A 12,129-nucleotide genomic window follows, 5' to 3' on the forward strand; every position below is an offset into this window, starting at 1 on the left:
CCACGGGGGGTTGCCGTGCCCAAGAACACCTACGTCCTCGCCGCCGTCTGCGTGGCGGCCGCACTCGGAGCCGCGACCCCGGCCGTCGCCACCACCGCCGCCCCGCGCGCGGCCGCCCCGGCGCCCGCGGCCGCGGCCCAGCCGAAGAAGCCCACCACCGACTTCAACGGCGACGGGTACGGGGACGTGGCCGTCGCCGCCCCCGACCTGCCGGGCCCGCGCCGCACCGGCGGCACCGAGCCCTACTGGACGCCGGACGCCGGCGGCATCGCCGTGCTCTACGGCTCCGCCGCGGGCCTGCGCAAGGACAACGCCGTCTTCCTCGACCAGGCCACCCCCGGCATCCCCGGCGACATGAAGACGGGCGCCCACTGGGGCGACCTCGCCGGCACCGGCAGGCTCGACGCCGACGCGTACACCGACCTCGTCGTCCGCACGCCCGAGGGCTACCTGGTCCTGTGGGGCTCCGCCGACGGCCTCACCGGCACCTCCACCCTGGTCGCCGCGCCCACCACCCTGCCCGTCATGGGCAACCCCAGCACCGGCGTCGACGTCGCCGACGTCACCGGCGACGGGGCCGCCGACATCGTCGCCACGGGCTCCACCACCAAGAACGGCGTCCGCACCTACGGCCTCCGCCTGCTGGCCGGCCCGGTCGACCGGGCCACCGGCAAGCCCGCCGCGTCGTCGTTCACCGGGACGGGCAGCCTGCACCCCACCGTCGTCCACGCCGGCGACATGACCGGCGACGGCGCCGCCGAGGTCGTCGCCACCACCAAGGACCCGGCCGCGCCGACCGGCCTCGTGCTCCGCCACACCGCGTCCGGCCTGTTCCCCGTCGGGACCGCCCTCGCGGGCCCCGGCGGCGCGTTCGGCGACCTCAACAAGGACGGCTACCCCGACTTCGTCGGCGGCGACGGCGGCATGCTCAGCGGCAGCGCCCCGCGCTCCGGCGGGCGGATCTTCGTCACGTACGGCGGCCCGCAGGGCGTCAGCACCGCCCTCAAGGCGGCCGAGTACACCCAGGCCGGCCCCGGCGTCCCGGGCACGGACGCCCCGTACGACCGGTTCGGCCAGTCCCTCGCGGTGACCGACACCGACCGGGACGGCTACGCGGACATCGTCGTCGGGGCCCCCGGCGAGCGGGTGCCGGGCACGAGCACCGGCTCCGCCGGCGCGGTCACCGTCCTGCGCGGCGGCCCCGAGGGCGTCACCACCACCGGCGCCCGCACCCTCAGCCAGAACACCCCGGGCGTGCCCAGCGCCTCCGAGCAGGACGACCAGTTCGGCGGCGCCGTGCTGGCGGCCGACACCAACGGCGACGGCACCGCCGAGATCCTGGTCGGCGGCCGCGGCGAGGACACCTGGTCCGGCCGCGTCTGGGTGCTGCGCTCCGGCCCCGGCGGCCTCACCGGCACCGGCTCGACCAGCCTGTGGGCCGGCGCCCTCGGCGGCCCCACCGCGCACATCCACTTCGGCCACCAGCTGGCCGGCTGACCGCCCGCCACCCGAGCCTTCCCCGACCAGGAGAGACGCCCACCGATGCGCACGCACGCCCTGCTCGCGACCGCCACCGTCGCGGCCACCGTCCTCGGCACCGCCGCCCTCGCACCGGCCGCCACCGCCGTCCCGGCCGCCGACGCCGCCGTACCCGCGGCCGCACCGGCCGCCGCACCCGCCCCGGCCGCCGACGCCACGGCCGACTTCAACGGCGACGGCTACCCCGACCTCGCCATCGGCGCCCCCACCGCCACCGTGGGCGGGTTGAAGAAGGCCGGCGCGATCTCCGTGGTCTACGGCTCCGCCACCGGCTTCCAGTACTCCAAGGCCTCGTTCATCAGCCAGGCCACCCCGGGCGTGCCCGGAACCCCCGTCGCGGGCGGGCGGTGGCAGCGCATCAAGGGCTTCGGCGACTTCGACGGCGACGGGTACGACGACCTGGTCGTGGCACCGCCCGGCGGGACCGGGGGAACGGTCCTGCTCCTCTGGGGCAGCGCCAACGGCCTCACCGGAGCCTCGGCGCAGGTCCCGGACGCGACCGGCGTCGGGCAGCGGTACGTCGGCGCCATGGGCGTCGGCGACGTGAACGGCGACGGCCACCCGGACCTCCTCTCCACGGCCTCGTCGGGCATCCGGATCGACCTCGGCCCGTTCGCCCGCACCGGCGAGCCGGCCAAGTCCACCCAGCCGACCGGCCTGCTGGACTACTGGGTCATGGGCTTCCGGGTGGGCGACATGACCGGCGACGGCATCGCCGACGTCATCGCCACCAGCAACACCCAGGACGGGCTCTACAAGACGGTGGTCCTGCGCGGAACGCCCGACGGCCTGGTCAAGGGCGGCTCCACCACCGGCCTCATCAACGAACGCGACTACGGGAACGACAACTTCGGCGACGTCAACAAGGACGGCTACCCCGACTTCGTCAGCGTCGGGGCCGTGACCAACGAAGGGAAGAGCTTCTCCCTCGAGCGGTTCACCGTCACGTTCGGCGGCCCCCAGGGCGTCAGCACCACACTCCGCCCGCGGACGTACACCCAGGACAGCCCCGGCGTGCCGGGCGTCAGCGAGGACGACGACTCCTTCGGCGAGTCCCTCGCCGTCGCCGACGTCGACCAGGACGGGTACGCGGACGTCGTCGTCGGCGCGCCCGGCGAGAGCGGCACGGACGCCGCGGCCACCCGGGCCTCCGGCGCGGTGACGGTGCTCCGCGGCAGCGCGACCGGCCTGACCACCACCGGCGCGAAGGTGTTCACCCAGAACTCCGCCGGCATCCCCAGCACCTCCGAGGTCATGGACCACTTCGGCCGCAGCCTGCGCGTCCTGGACGCGGACGGGAACGGCGCGCCGGAGCTGTACGTCGGCGGCGAAGGCGAGGACGGCTTCACGGGCCGCGTCTGGAAGCTCGCCACCGCGCCCGGCACCGGTGTCACCGGCACCAGCGCGACCGCCTTCAACCTCGCCACCCTCGGCGGGCCGACCGGCGGCGCCTCGTTCGGCGTCCACTTCTCCGGCTGACCCCGGCACCCCGCCCCACACGAAGGAACACCTCATGCGCCAGCGCACCCTGCTCACGGCCGCCGCCTGCGCGGCCACCGCCCTCGCCGTCACCGGTACCGCCACGACCACCGCCGCAGCGGCCCCCGTCCCCGCCCCCGCCAAGCCCGTAGTCACCGACTTCAACGGCGACGGATACCCGGACTTCGCCATCGGCGCCCACACCGCCACCGTGAACGGCCTCAAGCGCGCCGGCGCCGTCACCCTCGCGTACGGCTCCCCGAAGGGCCTGCGCTACGAGGTCGTCAGCCAGGCCACCGAGGGCGTCCCGGGCGACCCGGCCACCGACGGCAAGTGGCGCGAGGTCACCGCCACCGGCGACTTCGACGGCGACGGCTACGACGACCTGCTCCTGAACTGGATGGAGCAGAACACCATCCTCTGGGGCAGCGCCAAGGGCATCACCGGCACCGGCACCACCCTGCCCAAGGGCACGTACACCGACGGCGACCCCAAGCTGCTCGGCGGCGCCGTCGGCGCCGGCGACCTCAACGGGGACCACACGACCGACCTCGCCTTCCGGGCGCTCGGCGGCACGGGCGGCTACGGCTTCACCGTGCTGTACGGGCCCATCAGCCGGAGCACCGGAAAGGCCGCGCACAACGACTTCCGCAACATCCAGAAGCTCGACAAGATCGCGGGTCCGAGCGACCTCTTCGTCGGGGACGTCACGGGTGACGGCCTGGCCGACGTGACCGTCAACGGCTACTGGGTCAACCACGAACCCAAGAGCGCCGTCCTCAAGGGGAGCAAGACCGGGCTGGTCAAGGCCGCCGGCACCATCAAGCAGGTCGCGGCCTGGGGGAACGCCGGCACCTCCGCGTTCGGCGACGTCAACGGTGACGGCTACCAGGACCTCGTCGTCACCCTCTTCGTCGGGGCCAAGCCGTCCCTGAGCGTGAACTACGGCGGCCCGACCGGCCTGAACGCCACCCGCCCCGCCCGCCTCGTCGCGCTCGACGGTGCGACCGGCGGCCTCCAGGTCCCCCAGGGCGGATTCTCGGGCGGCGCCCTGTCCGTCGTCGACACCGACGGCGACGGCTTCGCGGAGATCGTCGTCGGCGCCCCGTACAAGGACTCCGGCAGCGGTGCCACCACCGTCGCGGAGGCCGGCGCGGTGCACGTCTTCCGCGGCAGCGCGACCGGTGTGACCACCCTCGGCCGCAGGTCCTTCACCCAGGGCACGGCCGGCGTGCCGAGCACCTCGGAGAAGGGGGACCACTTCGGCTCGGCCGTCCGGGTCCTCGACACCGACAAGAACGGCGTGCCCGAGCTGTACGTCGGCGGCAACGGCGAGGACGCGCACACCGGCCGCGTATGGAAGCTCGCCACCGCGCCCGGCACCGGCATCACCGGGGCCGGCGCGACCAGCTTCGCCCTCACCTCCTTCGGCGGCCCGTCCGGCCCGTCGAACTTCGGCTACCGCTTCGCCGGCTGACCCGGCGACCCGTACCGACGACGCCGCCCCCGCCGGACCAGGTCCGGCGGGGGCGGCGTCGTACGGAGCAAGGGGCTGCGCGGCTCACACGAAGGCGAGGTCCACCAGCCAGAAGCACAGCGCGGCGACCAGGGCCGCGGCCGGCATGGTGATGAACCAGCCCAGGATGATGTTCTTGGCCACGCCCCAGCGGACGGCGTTCACGCGCTTGGTCGCGCCCACGCCCATGATCGCGGAGGTGATCACGTGGGTGGTGGAGATCGGCGCCTTGAAGACGAAGGCGGTGGTGAACATGATCGAGGCACCGGTGGTCTCCGCCGCGAAGCCCTGCGGCGGGTCCAGCTCGATGATCTTTCGGCCCAGGGTGCGCATGATGCGCCAGCCGCCCGCGTACGTACCGAGCGAGAGCATCACGGCGCAGACGATCTTGACCCAGACCGGGATCGGGTCGCCGGCGCTCTGCACGTCGGCGATGACCAGGGCCATCACAACGACACCCATCGTCTTCTGGGCGTCCTGGAGGCCGTGACCGAGGGCCATGGCCGCCGCCGAGACCGTCTGCGCGATGCGGAAGCCGCGCTTGGCCTTGTGCGGGTTGGTCCGGCGGAAGATCCACATGATCGCGACCATCACCAGGTAGCCGGCCAGCAGGCCGACGACCGGCGACAGGAACATCGGGATGACGACCTTGTCCAGAACGCCGTTCCAGATGACCCCGATGCCGCCGGCGAGCGCCGCTCCGACCATGCCGCCGAAGAGGGCGTGGGAGGAGGACGAGGGGAGGCCGAAGTACCAGGTGATCAGGTTCCAGACGATCGCGCCGACGAGCGCGGCGAACAGGACCCACATACCCTGGCTGCCCGTGGGGGTCTCGATGAGCCCCTCACTGACGGTCTTGGCGACTCCGCTGCCGAGGAAGGCACCCGCCAGGTTCATGACCGCCGCCATGGCGAGGGCCGCGCGCGGGGTCAGCGCCCGGGTCGAGACGGAGGTCGCGATGGCGTTGGCGGAGTCGTGGAAGCCGTTGGTGTAGGTGAATCCGAGCGCCACACCGATGGTCACGACCAGCGCGAAGGTGTCCACTGGGTTCAGGACTCCTTGACGGCGATGGTCTCCACCGTGTTCGCGACGTGCTCGAACGCGTCGGCGGCCTCTTCGAGGACGTCGACGATCTGCTTGAGCTTCAGCACCTCGATGGCGTCGTACTTGCCGTTGAAGAGGTGGGCGAGCAGCCTGCGGTGGATCTGGTCGGCCTGGTTCTCGAGGCGGTTGACCTCGATCCAGTACTCGGTCAGGTTGTCCATCGTGCGCAGGTGGGGCATGGCCTCGGCGGTCAGCTCGGCCGCCCGGGCCAGGACCTCGATCTGCTGCTCGACGCCCTTGGGGAGCTCCTCGACGTTGTAGAGGACGACCAGGTCGACGGCCTCCTCCATGAAGTCCATGATGTCGTCGAGGGACGAGGCCAGGGAGTAGATGTCCTCGCGGTCGAACGGCGTGATGAAGGAGGAGTTCAGCTGGTGGAAGATCGCGTGCGTCGCGTCGTCGCCCGCGTGCTCCGCCGCCCGCATCCGCTCCGCGATCTCGGCCCGTGCGGACGCGTCCGCCCCGAGCAGTTCCATCAGGAGCTTCGAGCCCGTGACGATGTTGTCCGCGGATGCGGCGAACATGTCGTAGAAGCTCGTCTCCCTGGGGGTCAGACGAAATCGCACGTGAGGTCCTCGGGGTATCGGATTCGGTCAGGCTGATGCTAGGCGCATCCTCCGGCCACGGCTAACCGGCAGTTCCCCAGTGTCCTCCATCAGGCAGAGTGAGGAGCATGGCCCCCTGCCCCTTGGGGCCGGCGCGTACCCTATACCCATGAGGGGTATCCACTCGGGCATCCCCTCGACCCGACCACGGGAGACACGATGACGACCACCGAGGCGGCCGGCACCACCGAGGCGGCCGATCACGCGCACGGAGTGCACGGCTACCACCACCAGAAGGCCGAGCACCTCAAGCGGCTGCGCCGCATCGAGGGCCAGATCAGGGGGCTCCAGCGGCTCGTCGACGAGGACGTGTACTGCATCGACATACTCACGCAGGTCTCGGCCAGCACGAAGGCGCTGCAGTCCTTCGCCCTCCAGCTCCTGGAGGAGCACCTCCGCCACTGCGTGGCCGACGCGGCCGTGAAGGGCGGCACCGAGATCGACGCCAAGGTCGAAGAAGCCACCAAGGCCATCGCCCGCCTCCTCCGCACCTGACCCCGCCCCGGAGCCCCCTCCCCATACCCCGGGGGCGATTTCCAGCCGCCACCCAGCCCACGGGGCAACTCCCGCCCCGGGGCGACGGGACGGCGGCGCCACGCCCAGCCCGCGCGGCATTCGAACGCAAGGCCCGGGGGACCGACCCCGCAGGGCACCCCAACAAGCAGACCCGCCCGCGACAGGCGGCGACGCCCCTCAGGCCCCCCGAACCAGAAGCACCTCGTCGATCCGGTCCAGACTCAACCGCTCCTCCTCCACCGCAGAGGCAGCGATGATCAACTCCCCGCACAGCTCGATCTCGGCGAGGGCCACGTGGTCCTGGACAGTCGCACCGGCCGCCGGTGTCACACCCATCACCCTCTCCTCGCCGTCCGCCGCCCGGGGCGCCCATGACGTCCTACGTCCCTGCACCACCCCGACCCCGGGCGGTTCCCGAAGAACCCCCGACGCACCCGGCCCGGCCAGGGAACACCGCACCCGCCCCGGGGGACGGGCCCGTACGCACTTCTCGGACTCCCAGCGTAGGGACGCGGGCACGCCCCGCGCATGACACGGATGGACCATTTCCGGATACCCCGGGACGACCACTCCGCGCGCCCCTCTCCGCTATTCGGCGATCTTCCCCGCGAAAATGTCCCGGCTCGCCGGCAATTGCACCGTGACCGGCGTTCCGAAACCGTAGAGCAGCGTGGTCGACGAGACATCGATCACGCCATTGTTCTCGTAGCTGAAGCGGTGCCGGACCTTCCGGAGCCGTCCCGCCTCGTCGAGGTAGGCGTCGAACGGCACCACGTCCTTGCTGAACCCTTTCGCCGCCGCCTCCAGCGCTCCCCGCGCATGGGGCGAGGCCGCTCGCGCGGCCCGGGCGATGTCGGTCGTACCGCGGTAGTGCCGGACCTTCGTACCCGCGAGCTCGGTCTCCCCGACGTACGACACGTCCCGCGCCCCGCGCAGCAGCTCGGCGGCCGCGACCGGGTCGGTGGCGCCCCCGGTGACGAGGTTGCCGTCGGAGAGCGAGGTGGTGTCGACGCGCACCCACTTGTCCGCGGGCACGCCCGCGCCCCGGTTCTTCATGTACAGCGCCCCGGGGGTCAGCAGCTCCGTGATCGGCCGGTGCTCGGCCTTGCCCGCCGCATCGTCCGGCAGCATCACGACCAGCTGGCCCATGCGGTTCCTGAAGTCGACCCCGCCCTCACCGCGGATGGTCACCCTGGTGCCGCCGGTGGCCATCTCCATCGCCGTACGCGCCCGAGCACTCCCGCTGCGCGCGAGCACGTCCGCCGCCGCCCGCACCGCCGCACTGCCGTCAGGGGCACGTTCCTCCGCGGCACCGCCGCACCCGGACGCCGCGCCGATCACCACCGCGGCGGCGGCCAACGCCCCACCCGTGCGCCTGTGCTGATGCACCACCATCGCCTGCCAACCCCCAACGCCTTAACGCTGCTTGCCCGAGGCCCCCACCCGCTCCGGATAACGACGCCCCGGGTTGCCCGTCACGGCGTCCCGACCGAAAACCAGCCCACCCTGCCGACCCGCCCACGGCCCCCGGCCGACCCGGCCGGATCCCCGTCCCGGCCCGCACACCACCGCCCCGGCCCGGGTACCGTGAAGGCGTGGACCCGCACACCACCCCGCGCCGACAACACCCGCCCGTCACCGCCGTTCCGCTTCCCGCCACCCCCGAGTCGGACCGGCCCGACGAACCCGCCGGCCCGGGCGACGTCCCGCAGCAGCGCCGGGATGACGACGCGTCCGCTCAGGTGCACGCCACGGAAACCGGCGAGCGCGGCGCGTTCTGCACCGCCCGCTGCACCTGCGGCTGGCGCGGCCCGGCCCGCCGCTCCCGCGACCTCGCCCGCAAGGACGCCGCCGCCCACGAAACCCACCCGAACTGACCCCACCGCCCCACGCGGCCGATGCCCAGCCCCCACCGGACCCGGAAGCCGCCACCCGAACCGGAGGGGCGTAGCGATCGTGGGCGGCCTATGCCCAGCCCCCACCGCACCCGGAAGCCGCCAACCAACCGGAGGGGCGTAGCGATCGTGGGCGGCCTATGTCCGGCCCCCACCAACCCGCACCCGCCACCCGAACCGGTGGGGCGTAGCGATCTGAGGCGCTGACCCGCTGGCCGGACTCAACGGACCGGAGTCTTCACGATCGTCCCGGGCGTCTTTCTGGGCCTGTCCGCCGAGGTTTTGCCTTTCCGGGCCGGGTCGGGGAGTCAAGGGTGGAGCGCAGCGGAATCGCCGCAGGCGACGCCCGAAGGGCGCCCTTGACGCCCCGACCCGGCCCGGAAACCCTCGGCAGGCGGACAGGCCCACCACCCCTCACCCGTCCGGCCACCCCCGGGTGGCGCCCCGCATCGGGTCCGGATGCCCTGGACGGAACACCCGGCTCAGCGGTACCCCCTGCGCCGGCCCACGGTCCACGTCCACGTCCACAGGGCGGAGATCCATGCGACCCAGGTTCACCCTCGCCGTGTACGCGCTGACGCTCGGCTTCGCGCTCTCCCCCGCGCTCGCCCTGGCCGCCGGCAAGCCCTCCGCCAAACCCCCCGGCCGCCCCCTCGGGCACCCGCCCGACCAGCCCCTCGGCCGCGCCCAGGCCCGCCCGCTCGGTACCGCGGACGGCCCCGGCGACCTGGCCCTGGCCATCGGAGCCACCGGCGCGGCCGCCACGGCCACCGGCCTCTGGCTGCGCTCCCGCTACCGCCGCGGCGACAGCCTGGACGCGCCCAGCACCAGTACGGACCAGGAGCGGAACTACAGCCAGAACCCCAACCAGAACCCCAACCGGAACCAGCACCACAACCGGAACCAGCACCGGAACCACAACCGGAACAAGCACCAGCACCCCAACCGGAACCAGCACCAGCACCACAAACAGAACGGACCCCAGCCCCCACACCCCGCCCCCCAACCACCCCCAGGGAGCGCCCCCTGAACTCCGGCCGCCCGCGCCCCCGCGGAGCGATCCGCCTCTGCTTCGGCGTGGCCGTACTCTGCCTGCTGGCCGCCGCCCTACTGGCCGTACTGGAGCGCCTCGCCTGACTCCGGGAGACCCGATCCCGTCACCCGCCGGCCGCATCGCGTCAAGCAGCCGCCCACGTCAAGCAGCCGCCGCCCACGTGATGCCGCCGCCCACGTCAAGCAGCCAGATCCCGCTCTCCCCGCACCCCCACCGCCACGTCAACCCCAACCCCAACCCCAACGTCAAGCCCAACCCCAACGTCAACCCCAACCCCGTCCCCCTGCGCACCCCGGCTCAACTCGACGGCCAGCGGCGCCCGCACGTTCCGCGACCGCACCAGCCACCCCGCGCGGGGCGACCGGGCGACGGCCCGTACGACCGGGGCCAGCAGCGCCAGCGCCAACGGGGCGAGCAGCAGCACCACGGCCGTGCCGAGCGCGAACCCGCCCACCACGTCGGTCGGGTAGTGCACGCCCATGTAGACGCGGCAGAACCCCTCGAGCAGCGCCAGCCCGATGCCGACCAGCCCGAGCCGCCGGTGCGCCACGAACAGGCCGACGCCCAGCGCCATGGCGAGCGTGGCGTGATCGCTGACGAAGGAGAAGTCGGTCTTGCCGCCGACCAGCACCTCGATGCCCTCGTGCTGCCGGAACGGCCGCGGTCGGCCCACGAACCCGCGCAGCGGGACGTTCACGAGCAGTGCGAGTCCGGCGGCCAACGGCGCCCAGACGAGCGCGGTGAAGGTGTCGACGGCCTCCGCCTCGCCCTGGCGGCGCGCACCGCGCCAACACCACAGCACCAGGAGCACGAGCGCGAGGACCAGCCCGTACTCACCGATCAGGCCGACCGCACGGTCGACCCAGCCGGGGGCGTCCTTGGCGAGGCCGTTGACGTCGTACAGCAGGCTTACATCGGGGTTCGGCCCACCCGTCGCGAGTCCAGCCATCGTGCTGCGGCCCCTTGCCCTTGCCTCGTCCCCTGCGGGCGCACGCCGTCGTGTGCCCTCCGGCCCCCTTGATCAACCCCCGATGACCATGGAACGCCCGTTCTGGCGCGTACGTTCCACTCTCCACCGAATGATCACCCCAACGTTATCGAAAGGTGACTCATCGTCGCAGCCGCAGGCCCGAACCTCACGGAGTGTCACTTGAGCCCTTCCGGCGGGGAAGTGCTTCCGCGCCGTCCTTGGTGACCCTGGTCGCGCCGAAGTAGTCGGGGGTGTCGATCTTGTCGAAACGGATGACAGCCCCGGTGTACGGGGCGTTGATCATGTATCCGCCGCCCACGTACAGACCCACGTGGTGGATCGCCCGCGAGTCGGCCAGGTCGTCGGAGAAGAACACCAGGTCACCGGGCATCAGCTGGTCCCGCGACGGGTGCGGCCCGGCGTTGTACTGGTCGTTCGCCACCCGCGGCAGCTCGACCCCCACCGTCCGGTACGCCGCCTGCGTGAGCCCCGAGCAGTCGAACCGGCCGTTCTGCTCCGGCGTGCCCTCGCCGCCCCAGAGGTACGGCGTACCGAGCTTCGTCTGCGCGTAGTTGATGGCCGCGGCGGCCTGCTGCGAGGGCGCCACGCGGCCGACCGGCGCGGCGAAGCTCTTGGCCAGCGCGGTGATGACCTTGACGTAGTTCTGCGTCTCCCGGTACGGGGGCACGCCCCCGTACTTGATGACCGCGTACGCCCCCGCGTTGTACGCGGCGAGCATGTTCCGGGTCGGGTCGCCCGGCACCTTCTTGACATAGCCCGCGAGTTCGCAGTCGTACGAGGCCGCCGACGGGATGGCGTCGGCCGGGTCCCACACGTCCCGGTCGCCGTCGCCGTCCCCGTCGATGCCGTGGCCCTTCCAGGTCTCCGGCATGAACTGGCCGATGCCCAGCGCTCCGACCGGACTCCGGGCCCGCGGATCGAACCCGCTCTCCTGGTACAACTGCGCCGCGAGCAGCGCCGGGTTGACGGCCGCGCACAGGTTCCCCCAGCGCTCGACGAGCCCGCGGAACTGCATGGGCACGGCGCCCTTGGCCAGCCCGACCGACCGGCTCGGCCCGACGAGGCCGGCCGCCGCCGAGTACGTCCCGACGACGAGCAGGCCCAGGAAACACAGGCACAGCCCGACACCGACACCGCTGGCCACCCAGAATCTGCGCACCCGTCAACCCTCCCCCATCGGCGCCGGGTTCAGTGGCGTTTCCCCGTGTGCCGTGACGACTATTCCACGCGCGGCCCGCCGCGCGGCGAGGGCATCGAGGTCGTACGGGGGCACACCCGCGGCAGCACGCCCGAACACCCACGCGCCCACCACGCCCCACGCCCCCGCGCCAGGCGCCCCGCGCCCACGCGCCCACCAAGCCCGCACTCCCACCCCGCGGAGCTCACCTCCCGGCTTGCCTTCCCCCACCCCACCCCACCCCACCCCACCC

12 protein-coding genes are annotated in these 12,129 nt (G+C 72.9%); 6 read left to right on the plus strand and 6 right to left on the minus strand.

What is annotated here, in order from left to right:
* Window positions 1-15: 15 nt before the first annotated feature.
* Genes IF43_RS43570 through IF43_RS0124065 form a run of 3 tightly spaced genes read left to right on the plus strand, consistent with a single transcriptional unit; the run spans window position 16 to window position 4,495 of the window.
* Entirely contained in the window at window positions 16-1,497 is a 1,482-nt protein-coding gene (locus tag IF43_RS43570) for an FG-GAP and VCBS repeat-containing protein (RefSeq protein ID WP_051795974.1), read from the plus strand.
* 45 nt (window positions 1,498-1,542) lie between these two features.
* Window positions 1,543-3,018 (plus strand): FG-GAP-like repeat-containing protein, encoded by a 1,476-nt coding sequence (locus tag IF43_RS0124060; protein WP_030204248.1) that lies wholly within the window; start codon window positions 1,543-1,545, stop codon window positions 3,016-3,018.
* Between the two features lie 34 nt (window positions 3,019-3,052).
* Window positions 3,053-4,495, plus strand: a complete 1,443-nt coding sequence (locus IF43_RS0124065; protein WP_030204250.1) for an FG-GAP-like repeat-containing protein — start codon at window positions 3,053-3,055, stop codon at window positions 4,493-4,495.
* An 84-nt stretch (window positions 4,496-4,579) separates the two neighbouring features.
* On the opposite strand, the gene IF43_RS0124070 is transcribed toward IF43_RS0124065, so the two are convergent.
* Both IF43_RS0124070 and IF43_RS0124075 read right to left on the minus strand, forming a co-directional pair.
* Window positions 4,580-5,578: an inorganic phosphate transporter gene (locus IF43_RS0124070; RefSeq protein ID WP_030204252.1), complete on the minus strand. Its 999-nt coding sequence runs from the start codon at window positions 5,576-5,578 to the stop codon at window positions 4,580-4,582.
* 5 nt (window positions 5,579-5,583) lie between these two features.
* Window positions 5,584-6,204, minus strand: a complete 621-nt coding sequence (locus IF43_RS0124075) for a DUF47 domain-containing protein (protein ID WP_030204253.1) — start codon at window positions 6,202-6,204, stop codon at window positions 5,584-5,586.
* Between the two features lie 198 nt (window positions 6,205-6,402).
* Here IF43_RS0124075 and IF43_RS0124080 point away from each other — a divergent pair, with 198 nt between their 5' ends.
* Complete coding sequence (locus IF43_RS0124080; protein ID WP_030204254.1) at window positions 6,403-6,738, plus strand: metal-sensitive transcriptional regulator; 336 nt, start codon at window positions 6,403-6,405, stop codon at window positions 6,736-6,738.
* 198 nt (window positions 6,739-6,936) lie between these two features.
* Here IF43_RS0124080 and IF43_RS42195 read toward each other — a convergent pair whose 3' ends face one another.
* Together IF43_RS42195 and IF43_RS0124090 are read right to left on the minus strand one after the other, a co-directional pair.
* Window positions 6,937-7,095, minus strand: coding sequence for a hypothetical protein (locus IF43_RS42195; protein WP_199922775.1), 159 nt, complete (start codon window positions 7,093-7,095; stop codon window positions 6,937-6,939).
* A 252-nt stretch (window positions 7,096-7,347) separates the two neighbouring features.
* On the minus strand, window positions 7,348-8,154 hold the full coding sequence (locus tag IF43_RS0124090; protein ID WP_030204255.1) for a hypothetical protein: 807 nt from the start codon (window positions 8,152-8,154) through the stop codon (window positions 7,348-7,350).
* A gap of 200 nt (window positions 8,155-8,354) precedes the next feature.
* Here IF43_RS0124090 and IF43_RS0124095 point away from each other — a divergent pair, with 200 nt between their 5' ends.
* On the plus strand, window positions 8,355-8,636 hold the full coding sequence (locus tag IF43_RS0124095) for a hypothetical protein (RefSeq protein ID WP_037889795.1): 282 nt from the start codon (window positions 8,355-8,357) through the stop codon (window positions 8,634-8,636).
* Between the two features lie 559 nt (window positions 8,637-9,195).
* Window positions 9,196-9,684: a hypothetical protein gene (locus tag IF43_RS41785; protein WP_037889799.1), complete on the plus strand. Its 489-nt coding sequence runs from the start codon at window positions 9,196-9,198 to the stop codon at window positions 9,682-9,684.
* Between the two features lie 202 nt (window positions 9,685-9,886).
* On the opposite strand, the gene IF43_RS0124110 is transcribed toward IF43_RS41785, so the two are convergent.
* The gene (locus IF43_RS0124110) at window positions 9,887-10,657 is read right to left on the minus strand and encodes a phosphatase PAP2 family protein (RefSeq protein WP_078910397.1); all 771 of its coding nucleotides are present in this window, start codon (window positions 10,655-10,657) and stop codon (window positions 9,887-9,889) included.
* Between the two features lie 187 nt (window positions 10,658-10,844).
* Window positions 10,845-11,858, minus strand: a complete 1,014-nt coding sequence (locus IF43_RS0124115; RefSeq protein WP_030204261.1) for a bifunctional lytic transglycosylase/C40 family peptidase — start codon at window positions 11,856-11,858, stop codon at window positions 10,845-10,847.
* Between the last annotated feature and the right edge of the window lie 271 nt (window positions 11,859-12,129).

This window comes from Streptomyces sp. NRRL S-87 (genome assembly GCF_000719335.1).
Lineage (GTDB): Bacteria > Actinomycetota > Actinomycetes > Streptomycetales > Streptomycetaceae > Streptomyces.